Origin of the sequence: Roseburia yibonii, assembly GCF_014297335.1 — a bacterium.
Taxonomy (GTDB): Bacteria; Bacillota; Clostridia; order Lachnospirales; family Lachnospiraceae; genus Roseburia_D; species Roseburia_D yibonii.
Genome location: NZ_JACOQH010000001.1, coordinates 59,529 through 83,285, shown reverse-complemented (window position 1 = coordinate 83,285; position 23,757 = coordinate 59,529). Strand labels below are relative to the sequence as shown.

General features: G+C 47.6%; 21 protein-coding genes. 19 read left to right on the top strand and 2 right to left on the bottom strand.

The genetic code is table 11. The features are described 5' to 3' along the window. Positions 1-138 precede the first annotated feature (138 nt). From H8Z76_RS00380 to H8Z76_RS00355, 6 genes are all read left to right on the top strand, one after another. Entirely contained in the window at positions 139-1,113 is a 975-nt protein-coding gene (locus tag H8Z76_RS00380) for an N-acetylmuramoyl-L-alanine amidase family protein (protein ID WP_022516012.1), read from the top strand. 91 nt (positions 1,114-1,204) lie between these two features. Next, complete coding sequence (locus tag H8Z76_RS00375; protein ID WP_022516013.1) at positions 1,205-2,878, top strand: glutamine--tRNA ligase/YqeY domain fusion protein; 1,674 nt, start codon at positions 1,205-1,207, stop codon at positions 2,876-2,878. A gap of 21 nt (positions 2,879-2,899) precedes the next feature. Next, the gene (locus tag H8Z76_RS00370; RefSeq protein ID WP_186981337.1) at positions 2,900-3,772 is read left to right on the top strand and encodes a DUF2225 domain-containing protein; all 873 of its coding nucleotides are present in this window, start codon (positions 2,900-2,902) and stop codon (positions 3,770-3,772) included. 16 nt (positions 3,773-3,788) lie between these two features. Beyond that, the gene (pdxR, locus tag H8Z76_RS00365) at positions 3,789-5,210 is read left to right on the top strand and encodes a MocR-like pyridoxine biosynthesis transcription factor PdxR (RefSeq protein WP_186981336.1); all 1,422 of its coding nucleotides are present in this window, start codon (positions 3,789-3,791) and stop codon (positions 5,208-5,210) included. Between the two features lie 82 nt (positions 5,211-5,292). Beyond that, the gene (locus H8Z76_RS00360) at positions 5,293-5,991 is read left to right on the top strand and encodes a hypothetical protein (RefSeq protein ID WP_186981335.1); all 699 of its coding nucleotides are present in this window, start codon (positions 5,293-5,295) and stop codon (positions 5,989-5,991) included. A gap of 84 nt (positions 5,992-6,075) precedes the next feature. Then, the gene (locus tag H8Z76_RS00355; protein WP_022516017.1) at positions 6,076-7,251 is read left to right on the top strand and encodes a hypothetical protein; all 1,176 of its coding nucleotides are present in this window, start codon (positions 6,076-6,078) and stop codon (positions 7,249-7,251) included. A gap of 98 nt (positions 7,252-7,349) precedes the next feature. On the opposite strand, the gene H8Z76_RS00350 is transcribed toward H8Z76_RS00355, so the two are convergent. Further along, entirely contained in the window at positions 7,350-8,576 is a 1,227-nt protein-coding gene (locus H8Z76_RS00350) for an argininosuccinate synthase (RefSeq protein WP_022516018.1), read from the bottom strand. A gap of 262 nt (positions 8,577-8,838) precedes the next feature. Between H8Z76_RS00350 and argC the strand changes: the two genes are divergently transcribed. The 12 genes from argC (at position 8,839) to holA (ending at position 22,177) form a co-directional block, all read left to right on the top strand. After that, complete coding sequence (gene argC, locus H8Z76_RS00345) at positions 8,839-9,894, top strand: N-acetyl-gamma-glutamyl-phosphate reductase (protein WP_022516019.1); 1,056 nt, start codon at positions 8,839-8,841, stop codon at positions 9,892-9,894. A gap of 30 nt (positions 9,895-9,924) precedes the next feature. Further along, positions 9,925-10,386, top strand: a complete 462-nt coding sequence (locus tag H8Z76_RS00340; RefSeq protein WP_022516020.1) for a GNAT family N-acetyltransferase — start codon at positions 9,925-9,927, stop codon at positions 10,384-10,386. 16 nt (positions 10,387-10,402) lie between these two features. Beyond that, the gene (gene argJ, locus H8Z76_RS00335) at positions 10,403-11,626 is read left to right on the top strand and encodes a bifunctional glutamate N-acetyltransferase/amino-acid acetyltransferase ArgJ (RefSeq protein ID WP_186981334.1); all 1,224 of its coding nucleotides are present in this window, start codon (positions 10,403-10,405) and stop codon (positions 11,624-11,626) included. Between the two features lie 73 nt (positions 11,627-11,699). Continuing rightward, positions 11,700-12,599 (top strand): acetylglutamate kinase, encoded by a 900-nt coding sequence (gene argB / locus H8Z76_RS00330; RefSeq protein ID WP_022516022.1) that lies wholly within the window; start codon positions 11,700-11,702, stop codon positions 12,597-12,599. Continuing rightward, a complete protein-coding gene (locus H8Z76_RS00325; RefSeq protein WP_022516023.1) occupies positions 12,592-13,788 on the top strand; it encodes an aspartate aminotransferase family protein in 1,197 nt (398 codons plus the stop codon). The genes argB and H8Z76_RS00325 overlap by 8 nt, the downstream gene beginning before the upstream one ends. Before the next feature lie 29 nt (positions 13,789-13,817). Further along, a complete protein-coding gene (locus tag H8Z76_RS00320; RefSeq protein ID WP_186981333.1) occupies positions 13,818-15,002 on the top strand; it encodes a type 2 periplasmic-binding domain-containing protein in 1,185 nt (394 codons plus the stop codon). Between the two features lie 110 nt (positions 15,003-15,112). Then, the gene (locus H8Z76_RS00315; RefSeq protein WP_186981332.1) at positions 15,113-15,739 is read left to right on the top strand and encodes a helix-hairpin-helix domain-containing protein; all 627 of its coding nucleotides are present in this window, start codon (positions 15,113-15,115) and stop codon (positions 15,737-15,739) included. Positions 15,740-15,748: 9 nt separating this feature from the next. Beyond that, complete coding sequence (locus tag H8Z76_RS00310; RefSeq protein WP_022516026.1) at positions 15,749-16,438, top strand: response regulator transcription factor; 690 nt, start codon at positions 15,749-15,751, stop codon at positions 16,436-16,438. Positions 16,439-16,456: 18 nt separating this feature from the next. Next, positions 16,457-17,884, top strand: a complete 1,428-nt coding sequence (locus H8Z76_RS00305; RefSeq protein WP_186981331.1) for a sensor histidine kinase — start codon at positions 16,457-16,459, stop codon at positions 17,882-17,884. Between the two features lie 12 nt (positions 17,885-17,896). After that, positions 17,897-18,838 carry a GerMN domain-containing protein gene (locus H8Z76_RS00300; RefSeq protein ID WP_147619116.1) on the top strand — a complete coding sequence of 314 codons (942 nt, stop codon included), beginning with the start codon at positions 17,897-17,899 and terminating at the stop codon, positions 18,836-18,838. A gap of 49 nt (positions 18,839-18,887) precedes the next feature. Beyond that, the gene (locus H8Z76_RS00295; protein ID WP_186981330.1) at positions 18,888-21,185 is read left to right on the top strand and encodes a DNA internalization-related competence protein ComEC/Rec2; all 2,298 of its coding nucleotides are present in this window, start codon (positions 18,888-18,890) and stop codon (positions 21,183-21,185) included. A gap of 5 nt (positions 21,186-21,190) precedes the next feature. Further along, on the top strand, positions 21,191-22,177 hold the full coding sequence (gene holA / locus H8Z76_RS00290) for a DNA polymerase III subunit delta (protein WP_022516030.1): 987 nt from the start codon (positions 21,191-21,193) through the stop codon (positions 22,175-22,177). 108 nt (positions 22,178-22,285) lie between these two features. On the opposite strand, the gene rpsT is transcribed toward holA, so the two are convergent. Further along, on the bottom strand, positions 22,286-22,549 hold the full coding sequence (gene rpsT, locus H8Z76_RS00285; protein ID WP_022516031.1) for a 30S ribosomal protein S20: 264 nt from the start codon (positions 22,547-22,549) through the stop codon (positions 22,286-22,288). Between the two features lie 190 nt (positions 22,550-22,739). On the opposite strand from rpsT, the gene gpr reads away from it, so the two are divergent. Further along, the gene (gene gpr / locus H8Z76_RS00280; RefSeq protein ID WP_147619112.1) at positions 22,740-23,699 is read left to right on the top strand and encodes a GPR endopeptidase; all 960 of its coding nucleotides are present in this window, start codon (positions 22,740-22,742) and stop codon (positions 23,697-23,699) included. Positions 23,700-23,757: the final 58 nt, after the last annotated feature.

Here is a 23,757-nt window from a genome sequence, read left to right as displayed (position 1 = left end):
GGTTCCCGGGCAGGGAGCTGCCTGTTTTGCTATAACGGCGGAAAAGCGGCAGAGGAAAGTGCATTCCGTCTCTGTTTACAGATGGCGCCCGGACTGATAAAATAGAGAGCAGGTAAAAAGAAAGAGAGAGGGAAGAACATGAAAAGAAAACAGGCAGGGATCTTACTTCTGATTACGGGAATGCTTATCGGCTGCGCGGGATGTGGACAGAAGACAGAGCCGGCAGCGGAAACGACAGAAGCGGTGATCCGGGAAACAGAAACCGGTGTGGAATTAGAAACGGAGACGGAGGCAGTGGAGATGCCGGAAGAAATGACGGAGGAGACCGCAGGCACTGAAATTCCGGAAGAAACGGAAACAATGGAAAGTACGGAGGCTCAGGGAAATCCGGCGGCAGAGGAGACAGAAGAGACTGAGACCCAGGCGGCGGAAGAACAGCCGCAGAGCGAGGAGACAGCGGACGCGCAGCAGAGTACCGCAGGAAAGCTGGTCGTGATCGATGCGGGACATCAGGCAAAGGGCAATAATGAAAAAGAGCCGGTCGGACCCGGGGCATCGGAGATGAAAGCGAAAGTTGCCGGTGGAACGACAGGGACGACCACAGGAATGACGGAGTATGAGCTGAATCTTGAAGTGGCATTAAAATTACAGACGGAGCTGGAAGGACGGGGCTATCGCGTTATCATGGTGCGCACGTCCAATGATGTAAACATCAGCAACAGCGAGCGTGCGGCAGTGGCAAACAATGCGGGAGCGGACGCGTTTGTGCGCATACACGCGAACGGTTCGGAAAACGCGGATGCGAACGGGGCGATGACAATCTGCCAGACATCCTCCAATCCGTACAATGCTTCCCTTTACGCAAAGAGCAAAAGTCTTTCCTCCCATGTGCTGGATGCGCTGGTGGCATCGACCGGATGCAAAAAGGAGTATGTCTGGGAGACAGATTCGATGAGCGGGATCAACTGGTGCCAGGTTCCGGTTACGATCGTCGAGATGGGATATATGACCAATCCGGCAGAGGATACGCGTATGGCGACAGCGGATTATCAGGCGAAGATCGCGGCCGGGATCGCGAATGGAATAGACGCTTATTTCGCGGAAAATAATTAGAAGATTTTAGCAGTTATCAGTTGCTTTTCAAAATTATTTTCCTTATAATAAGAATATTGTGATAGAGTAAGTTTAGCAGGAGGAAGATACAATGGAAAACGAAACAGTTTCCAGAAATTTCATTGAACAGATCATTGATAAAGATTTAGAAGAGGGTCACTGTAAGACCGTTCATACTAGATTCCCGCCGGAGCCAAACGGCTACCTTCATATCGGACATGCGAAGTCCATCCTTTTAAATTACGGACTGGCGCAGGAATACGGCGGAAAATTTAACATGCGTTTTGACGATACGAATCCGACCAAGGAAAAAAACGAATTCGTGGAAGCGATCAAGGAAGACATCAAATGGCTCGGCGCGGACTGGGAGGACAGACTGTTTTTCGCATCCGATTATTTCGACCAGATGTACGAGTGCGCGGTAAAGCTGATCCGCAAGGGCAAGGCGTATGTGTCAGACCTGACTGCGGATGAGATCCGTGAGTACCGTGGTACACTGACAGAGCCTGGAAAAGAAGACCCGTCGGTGGGACGGAGCGTGGAAGAGAACCTTGCGCTGTTTGAGGATATGAAAAACGGAAAATTCGAAGACGGAACGAAAGTACTTCGCGCAAGGATCGATATGTCATCCCCGAATATCAACATGCGTGATCCGGTCATCTACCGTGTTGCGCATATGACACATCACAGAACCGGAGACAAGTGGTGTATCTATCCGATGTATGATTTCGCACATCCGATCGAAGATGCGATCGAGGGGATCACACATTCCATCTGTACCCTGGAATTTGAGGATCACAGACCGCTTTATGACTGGGTGGTACGCGAACTGGAATTTGAAAATCCGCCAAAACAGATCGAGTTTGCAAAACTGTATTTAAAAAATGTGGTTACCGGAAAGCGCTACATCAAAAAACTGGTAGAAGAGGGGATCGTAGACGGATGGGATGACCCGCGTCTGGTTTCGATCGCCGCACTGCGCAGAAGAGGTTTTACCCCGGAATCCATCAAGCAGTTTGTGGAACTCTGCGGTATTTCAAAGGCAAATTCCGTGACGGATTACGCGATGCTCGAATACTGCATCCGTGAAGATCTGAAATTAAAGCGTGCCCGTATGATGGCGGTGCTTGATCCAATCAAAGTCATCATCGACAATTATCCGGAGGGACAGGTCGAAGAACTGACCGTAGTCAATAACATGGAAAACGAAGCACTCGGAACACACACGGTTCCGTTCTGCCGCGAACTTTATATTGACAGAGAAGATTTTATGGAAGATCCGCCCAAAAAATATTTCCGCATGTTCCCTGGAAATGAGGTGCGTCTGATGCAGGCGTATTTCGTAAAATGTGTGGATTATAAAAAGGATGAAAACGGAAAAGTGGTTGAGATCCACTGTACCTATGATCCGGCATCCAAGGGTGGAAACAGCCCGGATGGCAGAAAAGTAAAGGGAACGATCCACTGGGTTCCGGCTCCGTATGCAAAAAAAGCAGAGATCCGTTTGTATGAAAATATTGTCGACGAAGAGCTTGGGGTGTATAATGAGGACGGAAGTTTGAATTTAAACCCGAATTCGCTGACGATTTTAAAAGAATGTTATGTAGAACCGGCACTGGCAGACGCGAAAGCTTATGACAGTTTTCAGTTTGTACGTCAGGGATATTTCTGCGTGGACGCAAAGGATTCAAAAGAGGATGCGCTCGTATTTAACCGTATCGTTTCCCTTAAGAGTTCTTATAAGCTGCCGACACAGACAAAATAGAGATTTGGAGGGAACGGGAAGATGAACTTATTTTCAGGTTTGGAAAAATTTGGTTTAAAAACAGATGGAGAGATGGATCTCTTCGCAGATGAAGAAAAGAAAAAAGGAGCAGGCGGAGAAGTGTCAAAGGAAGCGGAAGTGCCGGCCGAGGACAGCTTCTTACTTGCAAAAGCAGTGCGCTGCGCGGTTTGTGACAAGGTATTTAAGCGTAAGATGGTAAAGAACGGACGTGTAAAGCGCGAGGAGCCGGATCGTGACCTTCGCCCGCGTTTTCAGTATATCGATACTTTAAAATACAATGTGACTTCCTGCCCGTTCTGCGGCTATACGGCACTCAACAATTATTTTGAGCATCTTCCTGCCGGACAGGTAAAACTGGTAAAGGAAAAGATCTGCGAGAATTACAAGGCAGAACCGCAGAAGGAAGAAAGCGAGACCGCGCCGTATGATTATGACACCGCAGTTGCAATGCACAAGCTTTCCCTGTTCAATGCGATCGCGAAAAAAGGAAAGACCAGTGAGAAAGCGTACAACTGTCTGGTGATCTCCTGGCTGCTCCGCGCACAGAAGGAAAGCCTTACCGAGGATACACCGGAAAACAAGGCAAAAAAAGCTGCGTGCGCACAGGAAGAGGAAGCATTTTACAAACAGGCGTATGAAGGCTTTATGAAAGCGGTTGCTACAGAGATGTTCCCGATGTGCGGCATGGATCAGAGTACGGTGGATTACTTACTTGCATGCATGGCGTTCCACTTTAAACAGTATGATGTGGCATCCAAATGCCTTGCGAATGTCATCACTTCTGCTTCTGCCAACCGCAAGATCAAGGACAAGGCACTTGATATGAAAGAGAAAGTAGTAGCAGCAATCCATAAGGATAAATCCGTAAAATAAAAAGACAGGTGTTCCCATGATCGAGATAATGATGGAGTTAAAACCCGATGGGAAGCGAGCACTGTATGAACAGATTTATGAATACATAAGAAATGAGATAGCAGACGGTAAGATTTCTCAGGGAGAAAAATTACCGTCTACTCGTTTATTGGCGGGAAATCTCTCGGTGAGCCGCAGTACGGTAGAACTTGCGTACGAACAGCTCGTGTCAGAGGGATATGTGGAGACGCGGCCGTGCAGCGGTTATTATGTCTGCGATATTATGGATATTTATAAAGCTGGAAGCAGTGAGGAAGCGGAACCCGTTGCGGTGGAAGAAAAAAAAGAATATCGTTACGATTTTTCCCCTTATATGGTGGATCTAAAATACTTTCCCTACAATGCGTGGCGGAAGATAAATAAAAATGTTCTCTTAGAGGAAGAAAAGCTGTTCCGGGCAGGAAATGCGTCCGGAGAGGAAGCACTGCGCCGGGAGGTGACCCGTTATCTGCATCAGGCGAGGGGGGTCAACTGTGAGCTGGGACAGGTGGTGATCGGTGCCGGAAATGAGTACCTTCTGCTTTTGCTTGCGCAGATCTTAGGACCGGATCAGAAGGTTGTCATGGAAAATCCGACCTATCTGCAGGCATACCGCACGTTTTGCAATATGCATTACACGGTGTTTGGCGTTCCGATGGATAAAGACGGGATCTCGTTTCAGGAAGTGCAGAAGCATGAGCCGGATATCGTTTATACCATGCCGTCACACCAGTATCCGCTCGGTATCGTTATGCCGTTAAAGCGCAGGATGGAATTGCTCGGCTGGGCGGCGGCGCATCCCGAACGCTATATCATAGAAGACGATCATGACAGTGAATTCCGGTATAAGGGAAAGCCGATCCCGTCTTTGCAGGGAAATGACAAGACGGGAAGTGTGATCTACCTTGGAACCTTTTCCAAAAGTATCGCGCCGGCGCTTCGAATCAGTTACATGGTACTGCCAAAACGTCTGTTAAAAAAATATCATGAGAACTGTGGATTTTACGCGTCAACGGTTGCAAAGGTACAGCAGGAAGTTCTGGCGCGCTTTATGCGGGAAGGATATTTTGAACGGCATTTGAACCGGATGCGTGGAATATACAGAGCCAAACATGACCGAATGAGCCAGGAATTAAAAAAGCAGACTTGGGTACATAAGATTTACGGGGACAATGCGGGATTGCATTTTCTGGTAGAGGTTGAGACGAAGGCATCGGAGGAAGAACTGGTCGAGACCGGGAAAGCGCATGGCATCCGTCTGTACGGACTTTCCGCAAATTATATCGGAAAGAGGGAAGGACGGGGATGGCCGACGCTTTTGATCGGATATGGCAGTCTGCCGGAGGACGAGATGAAAGAGAGCGTCAGGTGTATTACGGATGTGATAAAACAGATCGAAGAAAAAAATAAAAAAATATAAAAATCTGGAACCTTTCCGGAAGGAAAGGGGTATTATATTCAGATTGCGAAAAAAGAGGCAGTCAATTAAGAAAAAGTGAGGAATGAAAAGAAAAGTAGTAGGATTTATGCTGATGGCAATGATGGTAGTGTCTATGGGAACTACCGTATCGGCGGCAGAGACACAGGACAGAGGAGCGGAACTGATCCAGATGGAGGAAGAGGCACAGGAACTGGACGGATTTACCGGACAGGCATATGTGGACTTAAATACGCTCGGTGTCAATACACAGACGGTAAATCCGGGCGGAACCTTTACGGTGGGATGCTCAGCACCCAATGCAGTGGATGTCGTATTCTATTACAGTTATACAGGGGCAGACGGTTCTGAGGAAACTTATCAGTCAAAATCGGAAGATACGGTAAATAACGGAGGATACTGGAGTGCAAATATCCATGTTCCGGCGAATGCGCCGGCTGGCGTATGGCGTCTTGAAACGGTTCAGATGTTTGACGGCTATAATGAGGATTCCTATCTATGGAATACAGCTGTGATACCGGAGATTGGACAGGCAGATCTTTCCTGCTGTAATGTTTCTGTAGGCGGCGCGGCAGTTTCACCGAGCACACCGGCATCCGGCGGACGTGTAGTCCCGCATTATAATATGCTGGAAAAAGGCGGTAAGTGGAATGGACAGCATTATGTATTGAACGGCAAGACGATCACAGATGCGTTCTTCTTTGATGGAAATTATACTTATTACTTACAGGCAGACGGACATCTGCTGGGATATTATCAGTAAAAACTGTAGTTGACAGTCAGGACAGGTATCCTTAAAATAGTATTTGCAGTACTATATGCAAATCAAAAAAGGAGAACAGGGAGAATGAGAAAAAAATTGTTATGCATGCTGTTGGCATCCACAATGCTTTGCGCAGCCGGAACGACAGTATATGCAGCAGAACAGCCGGCTGCCCAGGCGCAGGCGGAAGTTACAGACGCATCCGGGGATGAAGCGGATGCAGCAGTAGCAGAGGAAGCGGAAATATTAGAAACAGAGGAAGATCTTGACGGGGCATCCAGCACGACAGCAGGTCAGGGAACCATCGATCTGTCTTCGATCAGTATGAGCGCGAATACGGCAAATCCCGGGGATGCGATCACCATCACCTGTAAGACTGCCAACACAGCAAGACTGCATTTTTACTATATTTACCATACGAAAGACGGTGTGGAGAAGAAATTCCAGACACATACCGGTACCTGGGATGCAAAAAACGGAAATACATCCACATACGATTCCTCTACCGGTGTCTGGACGATCAAAATGACGATCCCGTCCGATGCAACCGCAGAGACATGGAAACTGTACGCGATCCAGATGCTGGACACACAGACGGAAGCGAAGTATTCCTATGTAAAAGATGCATCAACAAAGACAAGCTGGCCGACAGCGGATCTGTCAAAATGGAATATTACGGTAGGCAATGGCGGCGGACGTCAGGTTCCGTTCTACAGCATAAAAGACAATGGTGGAACATGGAATGGCAATACTTATGTATTAAACGGAAAAACAGTGACAGACGCGTTTTTCTTTGACGGAAGCTATACTTATTATTTACAGGCAGACGGAACGCCGATGGCGGATCGTCTGACCTATCATCCGGACGGAATCCATATCATTTATCTGGATGTCTATGGACATGAAGTGTTTACAAACTTCCAGTACAGCGAAAGTGTAGGCTACACCTGCTATTTTGATTCCAACGGATATCTGTACAAAGATCAGATCACTTTTATGAACGATCATCCGTATTATCTGAATGCAAATGGCAAGATGGAAGACGGAGGCTGGTTCCAGTTCGCAAACGGACAGGACTATGGCTGTGCAAACTGGGATGGAACACTGGTCAACAACGGATGGGGCTATGATCCTTACGGAAGAGTCGTATTTTATCAGTGGAATGGTATGGTAGCAAGAGGACTGATCTCCGATGGCGTTTATTACTATAACATGGATGAAACGGACGGACATTACCTGGGACAGTTCCCGGTTCAGTAATTGCTGTACCTGTCAGCGATCAGGTAGATTTGATTCATTAAAAAAGTTCCCGCAGAACATTCTGCAGGAACTTTTTTTAATGACGATATGCCGGATATTTATTTCTTATTTGTTTTGTCAAGCTCTAACATCTTCATGGCACGAACTTTTAACGGAAGTCCGAATAAGGTGATAAAGCCTTCTGCGTCGTGGTGGTCGTACAGATCTCCGGTTGTGAAGCTTGCGAGAGATTCACTGTATAAAGAATACGGAGAAGTAGTGCCGGCTTTGATGATATTTCCTTTGTAAAGTTTGAATTTTACTTCACCGGTCACATATTTCTGTGTGGATTCTACGAATGCCTGAACTGCCTCGCGCAGCGGAGTGAACCATTTTCCTTCGTAAACGAGCTGAGCCATCTTGTTGCCCATATCTTTTTTCGCGTTCATGGTATCACGGTCAAGAACGAGTTCTTCGAGCTGTCTGTGTGCTTCCATCAGGATCGTTCCGCCAGGAGTTTCATAGACACCACGGGATTTCATGCCGACAACACGGTTTTCCACGATGTCGATGATGCCGATTCCGTGTTTGCCGCCGAGTGTGTTAAGTTCACGGATGATGTCGGAAACTTTCATCTTTTTGCCGTTTACGGAAGTCGGAACACCGGCTTCAAAGGTCATGGTCACATATTCGCCTTCATCCGGAGCTTTTTCCGGGGAAACACCAAGAACCAGAAGATGATCGTAGTTTGGCTCTAAGGACGGATCCTCAAGCTCAAGACCTTCATGGCTGATGTGCCACAGGTTACGGTCACGGCTGTAGCTGGAATCTGCGGAGAACGGAAGATCGATGCCATGTGCCTTGCAGTATGCGATCTCATCTTCACGGGACTGCATGTTCCATTTGTCATTTCTCCAGGGAGCGATGATCTTTACATCCGGAGCAAGTGCCTTGATCGCAAGCTCGAAACGGATCTGGTCATTTCCTTTTCCGGTAGCGCCGTGGCAGATCGCAACTGCGCCTTCTTTTCTGGCAATCTCTACTAATTTTTTTGCGATGCCAGGACGTGCCATGGAAGTACCGAGCAGATATTTGTTTTCGTATACAGCGTCTGCCTGTACACATGGAACGATGTAGTCATCACAGAACTCATCTACAATATCTTCAATATATAATTTGGAAGCACCGGATAATTTTGCTCTTTCTTCCAGTCCGTCCAGTTCTTCGCCCTGTCCGCAGTCTACGCAGCAGCAGATGACGTCGTAATCGTAATTTTCTTTTAACCACGGGATGATCGCCGTGGTATCCAATCCGCCTGAATAGGCTAATACAACTTTTTCTTTCATTTTTATTCATCCTTTCGTTGGTTTTTCATACCGTTAGCAATAATATACCCCATAATCTGTAAAAAAGCAAGCGAAAAAATATACACACATTATAAATAAAAATTCATAAAAGACTTGCATAAAAACAGAAATGAATGTATAATTATGCAATATCAAAAAGAGTACATGAAAAATCACGGAAACAGGGTAGAAGAATAAGGAATTTGTGCTAAAATAGAAAAGAATGGTTTTTTATGAAACATATGACAGGAGGAAGTTTGATATGGTAAAAGTCGGAATTATAGGAGCAACCGGATATGCGGGAGGCGAACTGGTCAGAATCCTTTTAAGACATAGAGATGTAGAAATAAAATGGTACGGTTCAAGAAGTTATATCGATAAAAAATATGCGGAAGTATATCAGAACATGTTCGAACTGGTAGAAGACAAATGTCTGGATGACAATATCGAAAAGCTCGCGGACGCGGTGGATGTGATCTTTACAGCGACACCGCAGGGCTATCTGGCAGGCATCCTCACAGAGGAGATATTAAATAAGGTAAAGATCATCGACCTGAGCGCGGATTACCGGATCAAAGATGTTTCGGTTTATGAGAAATGGTATAAGTTAGAGCACAAGAGTCCACAGTTTATTGAAGAGGCAGTCTATGGACTGTGTGAGGTCAACAGGGATCAGGTGAAAAAAGCAAGACTGGTAGCAAATCCGGGCTGCTATACGACCTGCTCGATCTTAACGGCATATCCGCTTGTGAAGGAAGGGCTGATCGATCCGAATACGCTGATCATCGACGCAAAGAGCGGTACTTCCGGAGCCGGCAGAGGCGCAAAGGTGCCGAATCTGTACTGTGAGGTCAATGAAAATATGAAAGCATACGGTGTTACAACGCACAGACATACGCCGGAGATCGAAGAGCAGTTAGGCTATGCGGCGGGCAAAAATATTACGGTTACATTTACCCCGCATCTTGCACCGATGAACCGTGGCATACTTGCGACAGAGTACGCGTCTCTGGTGCCAAAGGCGGATGGAACGATGCCGACAGCAGAGGATCTGCGCGCTGCCTATGAAAAATATTATAAGAAAGAAAAATTTGTCCGAGTTCTGCCGGATGGTGTCTGCCCGGAGACGAAATGGGTCGAAGGCAGCAACTATGTGGATGTGAATTTCAAAGTAGACGAAAGAACCGGACGCGTGGTCATGATGGGAGCGCTTGATAATCTGGTCAAGGGAGCAGCCGGACAGGCAGTACAGAACATGAATCTGCTGTTTGGATTTGATGAGGCAGAAGGTATCGATCTGGTACCGATGTTCCCGTAAAAAAATAAAAAGATAAAGAGGTCTTATAACATGGGAGAACCGCAGTTTGAGATCCGGGAAATGACGATCGATGATTTCCCGGAGGTACATAAATTATGGATGACGATCAAGGGATTTGGGATCCGTACGATCGATGATTCCAAAGAAGGTGTGGAACGTTTTATCAAAAGAAACCCGACGACAAGTATCGTGGCAGAGGCAGACGGAAAGATCGTGGGATCGATCCTCTGCGGACATGACGGAAGAAGAGGATGCTTCTATCATGTCTGTGTGGCGGAAGCGTACCGGAAGCACGGGATCGGAAAGACGATGGCAGTGGCAGCGATGCGTGCACTCAAGGCAGAAAAGATCAATAAAGTCTGCCTGATCGCGTTTAAGGATAATGAGATCGGAAACTGCTTCTGGAAGAGTGTGGGCTGGACGTTCCGTGAGGATTTGAATTATTACGATTTTACATTGAATGAGGAAAATATCACCAATTTTAACAAGTAGAAGGGAGCTTTATCATATGAAGCAGATCAGTGGCGGAGTTACCGCAGCAAAAGGATTTTGCGCTGCATCTACGGCAGCAGGGATCAAATATAAAGACAGAAAAGATATGGCGCTTATTTTTTCAAAGACACCGTGTAAGGCGGCGGGTACCTTTACAACCAATATCGTAAAGGCAGCGCCGGTCAAGTGGGATCAGAAGATCGTGGCGGAGAGCGCGTGCGCACATGCGGTTGTGGTGAATGCCGGGATCGCAAACGCCTGTACCGGACAGGAAGGCATGGATTACTGCAGCCAGACCGCGGATCATGCGGCAGAGCTATTGAAAATTCCGGCGGACAGCGTGTTAGTGGCATCTACCGGGGTGATCGGAATGCAGCTTCCGATGGAACGCATCAAAGACGGCGTGTCCGCAATGGTCCCGGAACTTTCGGATGCAAACGAAGCGGGACACCAGGCTTCCCTTGCGATCATGACGACCGATACACATGAAAAAGAAGTGGCAGTTGAGATTGAGCTGGGCGGAAAGACCGTTACGATCGGCGGCATGTGCAAAGGCTCCGGAATGATCCATCCGAATATGTGTACGATGTTGAGTTTTGTGACCACAGATGCGGCGATCACAAAAGAACTGCTGCAGGAAGCGCTGAGCGAGGATGTAAAAGATACCTATAACATGATCTCGGTGGACGGCGATACTTCGACAAATGATACCTGCCTGCTTCTTGCAAACGGGGAAGCGGGAAATGCTGAGATTTCGGAGAAAAACGAGGATTACCGCAAATTTGCGGAGGCATTAAATTTTGTCAACACTACACTGGCAAAGCAGATGGCAGGAGACGGAGAGGGCGCGACCGCGCTCTTTGAAGTGAAAGTCATTCATGCGAAGGACAAAGAGCAGGCAAAGGTGCTTAGCAAATCGGTTATTACATCGAATCTTACCAAGGCGGCAATCTACGGACATGACGCGAACTGGGGCAGGATCCTCTGTGCAATGGGCTACTCCGGCGCGGTATTCGATCCGGAAAAAGTCGATCTGTATTTTAGCAGCAAAAACGGTGAGATCAAGATCATTGAAAACGGTGTGGCTCTGGACTATTCCGAGGAAGAGGCGACAAAGATCCTCTCCGCAGAGGCAGTGACCGCAACGGCAGATATCAAAATGGGCGATGCGTCCGCGACAGCATGGGGCTGTGATCTGACTTATGATTATGTCAAGATCAATGCGGATTACCGTTCTTAAAAAGCGGGTCGGAACGACAGCAGACAGAAACACAGAAAAATAAGGGGAACAGATAACAACGGAGGATGTAAAGTTGGAAGAAAAGAATATGAAAGAAATCATGGAAAAAGCGGAAGTCCTGATCGAGGCACTGCCGTATATCCAGCGGTTCAACCGGAAGATCATTGTAGTAAAATATGGCGGAAGTGCCATGGTGGATGAAGAATTAAAAAAGAATGTCATTCAGGACGTGACACTTTTAAAGTTAGTTGGATTTAAGCCGATCATCGTTCACGGCGGCGGCAAGGAGATCAGCAAATGGGTCGGCAAGGTCGGCATGGAACCGGAATTTGTCAACGGACTCAGAAAGACCGATGCGGCAACGATGGAGATCGCGGAGATGGTACTTGGCAAGGTCAATAAGTCTCTGGTGCAGATGGTAGAATCCTTAGGGGTCAATGCGATCGGTATCAGCGGCAAGGACGGCGGACTGTTAAAGGTAGACAAAAAGCTTTCAAACGGACAGGACATCGGATTTGTCGGAGACGTAAAGGAAGTCAATCCGAAGATCCTCTATGATCTGCTGGAGAAAGATTTCCTTCCGATCGTATGCCCGGTCGGTATGGATGATGAATTCAATACCTATAACATCAATGCGGATGACGCGGCATGTGCGATCGCAAGAGCGGTAAAAGCAGAAAAACTGGCATTTCTTACCGATATTGAGGGTGTATACAAAGATCCGGAGGATAAGGATACCCTGATCTCGGAGCTTCCGGTTTCCGATGCGCGCAAGCTGATCGAGGACGGCTACATCGGCGGCGGTATGCTTCCAAAGTTAAACAACTGTATCGATGCCATCGAAAACGGAGTATCCAGAGTGCATATTTTAGACGGACGTATTGCGCACTGTCTGCTGCTTGAAATCTTTACAAACAGAGGAATCGGAACAGCCATTTTAGGAGATAAGGAGACGAAATTCTATCATGAGTAAACAGGGATATATTGACGAAGCGGAAAAAGAACTGTTACATACCTATAATCGTTATCAGATCGTGCTGGATAAGGGCGAGGGCGTGTACCTCTATGACACGGACGGAAAAAAATATCTTGATTTTGCAGCCGGGATCGCGGTGCAGGCGTTCGGTTACGGAAAGAAGGAATATAATGACGCGTTAAAGGCACAGATCGACAAGCTGATGCATACTTCAAATCTCTACTATAATGTGCCGATCATCCATGCGGCAGAGCGTGTGTTAAAGGCATCCGGCATGGATCGCGTGTTCTTTACCAACAGCGGCGCGGAGGCGATCGAGGGAGCTATCAAATCCGCAAAAAAATATGCTTATACAAGAGACGGTCATGCGGGTCATGAGATCATTGCGATGGAACATTCTTTCCACGGAAGAACGATCGGAGCACTGTCTGTGACCGGAAACGCGCACTACAGAGAGCCGTTTGAGCCGTTGATGCCGGGCGTAAAATATGCGACATTTAATGACCTTTCCAGCGTGGAAGCACAGATCAATGAAAATACCTGCGCGATCCTTTTTGAGACGATCCAGGGTGAGGGCGGAATCTATCCGGCAACAGAAGAGTTTATGAAAGGTGTGCGCAAACTCTGCGATGAGCATGACATCCTTCTGATCTTAGACGAGATCCAGTGCGGTATGGCACGCAGCGGTGAGATGTTCGCATGGCAGCATTACGGGGTGAAACCGGATATCATGACGAGCGCGAAGGCGCTTGGTTGTGGTGTGCCGGTCGGAGCGTTTTTAATGACAGAGCGTGTTGCCGAGAAGTCTCTGGTACCTGGAGACCACGGAACAACTTACGGTGGAAATCCTTTTGTCGGTGCGGCAGTTGATAAGGTGCTCGAACTCATGGAAAAAGAGCATCTGACCGAGCATGTAAAGGAGATCGCACCATATCTGGAAAAACGCCTGGATGAACTTGTGGAAAAATATGACTTTTTAACGGCACGCCGTGGAATGGGACTGATGCAGGGAATCGTCTGCGAAAAACCGGTCGGACAGGTGTCTGCAAAGGCGCTGGAAGAGGGACTGATCCTTATTACGGCAGGAAGCGATGTACTTCGTATCGTACCGCCGCTCATTATTGAAAAAGAACATGTCGATGAGATGGTGGAAAAACTGGAGAAGGTTTTTCAGAAGATGAAATAAAAAAAAACAGATGAGAAGAGAGAAATAGGATGGAAAAACAGAATAAGAAACTGCTTTCTGTAACCGTGCTTTTGATCTGCCTTGCCGGTATGGCGGGCATTGCGGTGGCGGACGGGGAAAAGGCGTCCGCACCGCAGGAAGAAAAAGAGACGGCGGAGTATGAACAGGCACAGCCGGAACTTACGTTATGGTATACGGACGATAGCATGACCGGTTATCTGTATGACTGTGCGAAAAAGTATTATGAAGAGAGCGGCATTGCGGTAGATGTGGTCTTAAAGGACAGTCTGGGATTTGTGGAGAGTATTTACCAGACCTCAATGGATGACGCGGGATATCCCGACATCTACATGATTCAGAATGATTCTCTTGGAAAAGCGTACTTATATGGACTGGCGGCAGAAAATGAAGATGCAGATGTGTTTCGCGCGGATGACGCGGGAAATGCAGTGACTGCATCTTCTTGTGGTGGAAAAATGTATGCATACCCGCTTACTTTCCACACACCGGTTTTTGTATACCGTTCCGATGTCTTTGCCACGGCACCGGCAAGCGTGGAACAGATTTTTGCGATGGCGCAGAATGACGAACTCGGTCTGATCGCCGGAAATCTGATCGAGTGGAATGTGGCGGATGAATTTTATGATTTCCCGTTTGTCGGGGAAAGCTTTTCGTTTGACGAAAACGATATGGGAAAGCTTTCCGTGACGACAGACGAAGCGCGTTACGCAGAGGAACTTGCCTTTTTCGGCGGACTGACGGAGACCATCGATCTGGACACGGAAACGATGACAAGAAAACAGGTGCTGGACGATTTTAATTCCGGTGCCACACTCTCCGCGATCATTGATTCCTGGGATCTTGGAGCGGTAAATGGTGATACCTGTCAGGTGGCGGCACTGCCTGCCATGAATGATACGCTTTCCATGCGCGGCGGTTCCTACACAGAACTTCTTGTGGTCAATGCGTTTACGGAAAAAGAAAAAAAGGCGGCGGATTTCGCGTCTTATGTTACGACGGAGGCAATGGGAGATTTTGAAGCGCAGACGGGGCATGTCCCGGTAAAGGGAAGCGTGATCACCGATGAAACGAGCCGTATCATTTATAATGCATATGAGAATTCGGTATCGATTCCAAATACGATGGATGTGGAAGATTTTCTGCGGGAACTGAAAAACAGGATGACAGCGGTCTGGAATGGAGCGCCGGTTTAGGAATATTTAAGAAACATGTACTTGTCATAACGGCAAAATTTCGTTAGAATATAGGATAGTCGGACATTGAGGAACTCTTTCATAAATAAGATTATGAAGGAGCAATGTTTATGCAAACAAAAGAGTGCAGAAGAAAAAAGAAAACGGTCTGGATCGTGATCTCGCTGTGGCTGATGGTGATCACCGGATGCGGAAAAACAGAGAAAGTATATCTCTCCACGGAGGAAGAAACAGAAGCGGCTGAGCGCGTGGAACAAAGCATGGGGCAGGATACCGGGCAGGAGAAAGCGGAGCAGGATACAGAATGCGCCGTGTATGTATGCGGTGCGGTTGTCACACCGGGAGTCTATGTGCTTCCTGGCGGGAGCCGGATCTGTGAGGCGGTCGCGGCGGCAGGCGGTATGCAGGAAAACGCGGCATACGAGAGCCTGAATCAGGCGGAAGAGATACACGACGGACAGATGATCGTTGTTCTGACGGAAGAAGAAATGCAGAATGAGCAGGTACAGAAAGATGACACGCAAAAGAGCGATACGGCAGACGGGCGTGTTGATCTCAACACTGCGACAAAGACACAGCTTATGACGCTGCCCGGGATCGGAGAAACGAAAGCGGACAGTATCATTGCATACCGGGAGAAAAACGGCGGTTTTTCTTCGATAGAAGATATCAAAAAAATAGAGGGCATCAAAGAAGGTGTCTTTTCAAAAATCAAAGACAGTATCGCAGTCAACTGAGGTGGGAAAATGGCGAAGAAAGTTCTTGTAGTAGATGACGAAAAATTGATCGTGAAGGGAATCCGGTTCAGTCTGGAACAGGACGGAATGGAAGTGGAATGTGCGTATGACGGTGAGGAAGCGCTAAAGCTGGCAACGGAGAATCAGTATGATATGATCCTTCTGGACATCATGCTCCCCAAGATGGACGGGTTTGAGGTGTGCCAGCAGATCCGGGGATTCTCGGATGTGCCGATCGTAATGCTGACCGCAAAGGGAGACGATATGGATAAGATCCTCGGACTGGATTACGGTGCCGATGACTATATCACAAAACCGTTTAATATCCTTGAGGTCAAGGCGCGTATCAAGGCGATCATGCGCAGAACATCCGGAAAGCGCGAAAAGGAAGAAGCGGTAAAAGTCATAGAAAGCGGAGACCTGAAATTAGACGGTGAGAGCAGACGGCTTTTTATCCTTGGAAAAGAGATCAATCTGACCGCAAAAGAGTTCGACCTTTTAGAGCTGCTTGTGATGAATCCGGGCAAAGTGTACAGCAGAGAAAATCTTTTGAACATTGTCTGGGGATATGAGTATCCGGGCGATGTGCGAACGGTGGACGTGCATGTGCGCAGACTGCGTGAAAAGATTGAAAAAAATCCGAGTGAACCGAAATATGTACACACCAAATGGGGCGTAGGCTATTATTATCAGGGATAATGGCAGAGGAACCAGAAGATGACGAAGAAAAAGATTGTGACATTTTTTAAAAGCCTGAAGTTCCGGCTTATCATACTGTTTCTGCTTTTTGGCATTCTGCCGGGGATCCTGCTTCGGGCGGGAATGCTTCAGGCCTATGAAAAAAAGGCGGTTTCCAACCGGAGCATTGATATTTTAAGTCAGGCAAAGATTTTGGCGAACCGCGTGGTGGCAGACGATTATCTGCACAACAGTACATCGGAAGTGATCAATGCGCAGTTAGACCAGCTTTCTACGATCTATGACGGCAGAGTGATCCTGATCGATGATACGTTCCGGATCGTGAAGGATACCTATGGATTGGATCAGGATAAGACGATCATTTCCGAGGAAGTCATGCAGAGTTTTTACGGAAAGGAAATGTCGAACTACGATTCGGAAAACCGTTATATCGAGATGACGATCCCGCTTACGGATGCCGGGACCAAGGATGTGGTCGGTGTGATGCTTGTAAGTGTGTCAACGGACAGCATTCTTTCCAACCTGGATTATTTAAAGACCAGTATTCTGACGATACAGGTGATCAGCGCGCTGGTGATCCTGGCAGTAGCGGTATTTCTGGCAGGATGTCTGACCAGACCGTTTCTTAAGATATCAAAATCCATCGAGGAGATCCAGACCGGATATGGCAGCAGTGACCTTAAAGTGGATGATTTTTCGGAAACGCAGGAGATATCGACCAAGTTTAACGAACTGACTGCGCGGATGAAGGTGCTTGACGATTCCAGACAGGAGTTCGTATCCAATGTCTCCCATGAATTAAAGACACCGCTGACTTCGATGAAGGTACTTGCGGATTCATTAAACGGGCAGGAAGATGTGCCGATCGAGCTGTATCGGGAATTTATGCAGGATATCGGTGGTGAGATCGAGCGGGAGACCAAGATCATCAATGATCTGCTTTCGCTGGTCAAAATGGATAAATCGGCGGCAGATTTAAACATATCCCAGGTCAATATGAATGAGCTCTTGGAGCAGATCTTAAAGCGGCTGCGTCCGATCGCGGAGAAGCAGCATGTGGATCTGGTGCTTGAGAGTTTCCGGCCGGTAACTGCCGAGGTCGATGAGGTCAAGATCACACTTGCGATCACCAATCTTATTGAAAACGGGATCAAGTATAATAAACCGGACGGATGGGTACATGTATCACTCAATGCGGATCATCAGTTCTGTTATTTGAAGGTATCGGATTCCGGGATCGGAATTCCGGAGGAATCCTTAGAACATATTTACGAACGTTTTTACCGGGTGGATAAATCCCATTCGAGAGAGATCGGTGGAACAGGACTGGGACTTGCGATCACGCAGAATGCGATCCTGATGCACCGTGGAGCGATCAAAGTATTCAGTACGGTCGGAGAGGGAACAATCTTTAATGTCAGACTTCCGTTAAATTACATTGCATAAAGGGAGAAAAATGTGAAAAAGACAGGATTATTGTTTTTGCTCTTTCTTCTCTTACTCTGCGGATGCGGCAGAAAGGGAGAGAACGCGGAGCAGCAGAACGGTTATCAGATCTATTATATCAATAAAGACGGAACCAAGATTGTAGGACGGGACTATGAAATGCAGGCGCAGGACAGTGAAGGGCAGATGAGGGAACTGATTGCCGCGCTGCAGGAGGATACCGGGGCAGTCGATGTCAAACGGACGATACCGGCGGATGTGACGGTGACAGAGTATGAGTTGTCCGGGGAGCAGCTGTCGATCGGATTTGATGGAAATTATCTGCATATGGATGCCATGACGGAGGTCTTGTGCAGGGCGGCGGTAGTCCGCACGGTGACACAGTTAAAGGATATTTCCTGCGTGTCTTTTTATGTGGATGGGGCACCGCTCACCGATAAAAACGGAAATGTAGTCGGAGTCATGACCAATGACAGTTTTGTGGAAAATCCGGGTGAGCAGATCAATTCCATCCAGGAAGCAACGATCACGCTGTATTTTGCGAATATGGCGGGAGACGGTCTTGTGCGTGAAACACAGAAAGTGCATTACAGCAGCAATATTTCCATGGAGAAACTGGTCGTGGAGCGGCTGCTTGAGGGCCCGCTTGAGGAGGGAGAGCAGTCTGCGATCCCGCAGGGAACCAAGTTAGTCAGTGTTTCCACAGTGGATGGTGTCTGCTATGTCAATTTTGATGAGGGATTTCTGAATCAGAATTATGAGATCAAAGAACCGGTGGTCATCTATTCGATCGTGGATTCCCTTTCGGAACTTTCTTACGTCAGTAAAGTGCAGATAGCGGTAAACGGAGATACCAAGGGAAAGTACCGGGATGATTACGCGTTTGATACGCTGTACGACCGGAATCTGGATTATCTCACCGGAGAGAAGGAGGAGGAGACCGAAACTGAATAGACGGCCATTGTGTCAGGCGGCGGCAGGCTTTGTATTTGGAGTGGGTTATATGCTTACAAAAGAAAAATACATCCTGCTTGCGGCAGGGATCCTGTCTGTGATGGCTTCTTTTGAACTGATCCGAAAACGGCGGTTTGCCCGCATGCTGATCCAGGGTGGCGCGTTTCTTGCGATGCTTCTTACCGGTATGCGGGTGACAGACAGAGAGCTTACCAAAATAGCGGCGTATCAGGCGTATATCGGGGAAAAGCAGCCTGTGGCGTGTCAGGGCAGGATCTACAGAAAAGAAGTAACAGACGATCAGACAGTCCTCTATCTGAAAGATTGTATCTTTCAGGTGAAATCAGTCAATTATTCTTGTAATCATATCTTAGTATATTTCGACACCGGTCAGTATCCGATCGGGAAAACCATTGTAGTAAAAGGCGTGCTGTATCCGCTCTCGGAGGCGCGCAATGAAGGAAATTTTAATGAAAAGGCCTATTACCGGGCAAAGCAGATTGATTTTAAGGTAAAACAGGCAAAGCTGCTTGGAATCTATGGAGAAACGAACTGGTTTGCGGAGAAACTTTTTGCACTCGCGGAGCGCTTAAAGAGTGTCTATCAAAAAGAAATGTCGCCGCAGAATGCCGGTGTGATGATGGGGATGGTGCTCGGGGACAAGTCGCAGCTGGATTCAGAGATAAAAACCATGTATCAGAAGTCCGGGCTCTCGCATGTGCTCTGTGTTTCGGGTCTGCACTTGTCGGTCATCGGGCTGACGTCTTACCGCTTCCTAAAAAAACGGGGTGGAACCTATCGTGGAGCAGGGCTTTTTGCGGGAAGTCTGGTATTTTGTTTTGCGTATATGAGTGGCTTTGATGTATCTGCCAGGCGGGCGTTTTTGATGTTTCTTTTCCTGCTTGCGGCGGATGGCATGGGGAGAAGCTACGATTCGCTTACGGCGCTTGCGGCAGCCGGGGTGCTGTTGCTTGGCGGAAATCCGTTTCTGCTTTTTTACCCCGGATTTTTGTTCTCATTTGCGGCGGTCACGGGTGTAGTTGTCGCTGGAAAGGCATTGGCAGCCGGATTTTTGCCGGAACATGCACTGCTAAAAAATATTTTGACCAGCGCAGGGATCCAGCTTATGACGCTTCCGCTTGTATGCAGTTTTTATTATGAGATCCCGGTCTATGCGGTATGGATCAATCTGATCCTGCTTCCGTTTATGGGAGTCGTGTTGGGATGCGGACTGATCGGCGGGATCCTTGGTACCGCAGTGCCCAGGCTTGCGCATTTGATTCTGTGGCTGCCCGATCTTTTACTGTTATTCTATGAAAAAGTGTGTGGCGCCTTTCTGGCGCTTCCATGTGCGCAATGGATCACGGGAAGTCCGGGGAGAGCGCGGCTGATCGTTTATTACGGCCTGCTTGCAGTGCTGCTCTTTTCTGCAGGGAAGCGGACAGAAGGACAAAAAAGTACCGGGATGCGGAAACGGCTGTGTCTGGGTGGCGGCATGGTGCTGCTCGTTGGGATCCTGCTTTTTCCTCATAAAAAGCAGATGGAGATCGATGTTTTGGATGTCGGACAGGGAGATGGCATTTATCTTTGCACGAGCGATGGCATATCAATGTTTTTCGATGGCGGCAGCAGCAGTGTGTCCGGCGTTGGCACATACCGGATCCTGCCGTTTTTAAAAGCGAAAGGCGTGAGGCGGATCGATTACTGGTTCGTCAGCCATACGGATGCAGATCATATCAATGGGCTGGAAGAGATCCTGCAGCTGGATTACCCGATCGGGACTGTTGTGTTTCCGGAATATGGATACCGGGATGCTTCCCTTGAAAAATTGGAGGAAGAGATTGAAAGAAACGGAATTATGATATGCTATTTAAAAGCAAAGGAGAGTCTGCGGACGAAAAATGACCGGATCACCTGTATTTTTCCAACCGCAGATTATCCGGTGGAGGATGCCAATGCCGGTTCGATGGTGTTATTGTATGAGACAGAAGGGTTCCGTGGTCTTTTTACCGGTGATATTTCAAAGGCAGAAGAAGAATGGCTTACAGAGAAAACAAAGCTGCCGGAGCTGTTTTTTTATAAGGCGGCACATCATGGCTCAAATTATTCCAATTCAGAAGACTTTTTAAAGGTGCTCTCACCGGAAGTCTGTGTAGTTTCGTGCGGCGCGAATAACAGGTACGGACATCCGGGAAAGGACGCGGTGGCACACATGGAAGCGTATGCGTCAGAGATCTGCTACACCATGAAAGGCGGGCGGATCCGAATAAGGAAGACGAAAGAGGGCTTTGCGGTACAAAACTATGGAAAGCCGCTTGAAGAAAAAGTGTATCCTGTGCTAAAATAAATTTTATGAAAACGATTGATGAAGATATTAAAAGCGGACAATTTAAGAGGGTATATCTGTTATTTGGGGAGGAAGCATACTTAAAGCATCAGTATAAACGGAAGTTGAAGCAGGCGTTGGTCGCTTCGGATGATACGATGAATTTTTCATCATTTGAGGGAAAGGATACCAATCCCAAAGCCATTATCGACCTGGCGGAAACGCTTCCGTTTTTCGCGGATCGAAGACTGATCTTGATCGAGAACAGCGGCTTTTTTAAAAATTCCTGTGAGGAGCTGGCAGCGTATCTTCCGGAACTGCCGGAGAGTACCTGCCTTGTTTTTGTGGAAGAGGAAATTGATAAGCGTTCAAAGATGTATAAGGCGGCGCAGAAGACAGGGAGCGTTGTGGAATTTAAAAAGCAGACGGATGAGATCCTGATCCGCTGGATCCTGGGCCGGTTAAAAAAGGAAAAACGCAATATCACCACCCCGGTCATGCAGCTATTTTTGAGCCGTACCGGAACAGATATGGAAAACATTGACAGAGAGCTGGAAAAGCTGATCTGTTACACGATGGGAAAAGATGTGATCGAGGCTGCGGATGTGGAAGCGGTCTGTGTGGGACAGACGACCAGCAAGATCTTTGAGATGGTAAATGCCATTGCTGAAAAAAATCAGAAAAAGGCACTTTCTTTATATTATGATCTGCTGGCACTGAAGGAACCGCCCATGCGGATCCTGTTTCTGATCACAAGGCAGTTTCATATTCTGATGCAGGTGAAAGATCTGCGCAGACTTGGGTTTGATAATAAATCGATCGCGTCGAAAGCCGGAATACCGGAGTTCGCGGTGAGGAGAAATCTGGTGCAGGCGAAAAGCTTTTCGATGAAAGAACTTCGGGCGGCACTGGAAGATGGCGTGCGTGCGGAGGAGGATACCAAGACCGGGCGCATGACAGACCAGCTGGCAGTGGAGACGTTTTTGATCCGGTACAGCGGGACGATGGCATGACAACAAAAAAAGAAACATCAGTATGACGGTACTGATGTTTCTTTTTCATTCAGATATTCCGATGCAAAAAGCAGCAGCATTTGCCTTTTGCCATATGTTCATCCCAGATTAAGCGATCTTGTTAACAGCTTTTGTTAAACGGGAAATCTTTCTGGAAGAATTGTTTTTATGATATACACCCTTGGAAGCAGCCTTGTTGATTTCAGCGATTGCTTCGATCAGAGCAGCCTGAGCAGCAGCCTTATCGTTTGCTGTTACAGCAGCTTCAACCTTCTTGATGGATGTTTTAACTCTGGATCTGATTGCCTTATTTCTGGCAGCCTTTGTCTCATTTACTAAAATTCTTTTCTTTGCAGATTTGATGTTAGCCAACCTGTACACCTCCAATTATTGTGAAATAAAATCATTTTCTTATATCAGAGCCGGACACGGACGATCTGATATAAACATACTATGATATTGTAGCTTTCGTAAGAGGATCTGTCAATACATATTTTCGTTTTTTTTTGTAAAAAATAGAAATACAGATGATTGATATGCAAAAAATACAGGTGGTGAAAAGATGTACGAGATAAGAACAGACCTTGCGCTGGAGGCAAGAGAAAAATTTGAGGAAGACAACGTCGAGATAAAAGGTGTTGTGTTGGAGGAAAAGAGAGCAGGAAAGGACATGCTGATCTCAAAAGTCGTGATCGAGACCGAAAACGGGGCAAAAAGCATGGGAAAACCAAAAGGAACGTATGTCACGTTAGAGGCGCCGAATATGATGGAGGAGGATGAGGAGTATCATAAGGAAATTTCAGTGGAACTTGCGCGTATCATCCGGGAGCTGGTGCCGCTGGAGCAAAAAGACATGTCGCTTTTGGTCGTGGGACTTGGAAACCGTGAGGTGACACCCGATGCGTTGGGCCCGAATGTGGTAGATCAGCTGTTTGTCACCCGCCATATGATCCGGGAATTTGGCACATACGCGCTAGGGGAGGAACACACAAACCAGATCAGCGGGATCGTGCCGGGCGTGATGGCACAGACCGGTATGGAAAGCCTTGAGATCGTGCAGGGGGTGGCTAAAGAGACAAAACCGGACTGCATTTTTGTGATCGATGCGCTTGCGGCGCGGAGTGTAAAGCGCTTAAACCGCACCATACAGATCACAGATGCTGGGATCAATCCGGGATCCGGTGTCGGAAACCACAGAAACGGGATCAACAGAGAAAGCATCGGGGTACCGGTGATCGCAATCGGAGTGCCCACGGTGGTCGATGCGGCAACGATCGTGAGTGACACCATGAGCAGTCTGATCGGGGCAATGACGCAGGCGGAGCACTTAAAACGGATCGGACATTCCTTAAATGCGCTGGAGGAGTCCGAGAAACATGCGCTTTTCCGGGAACTGCTTTCGCCGTCCCTGAATGCGATGTTTGTGACACCAAAGGACATTGATGAGTCGATCCGGCAGATCAGCCTGACACTGTCGGAGGGGTTAAATCTTGCGTTCCAAAAACACGGGGGCATGTCATAAGAAGAAATCGAATGCATATAATATAGTATTTTCGGATAGACAAAGGGGAATCAGGATG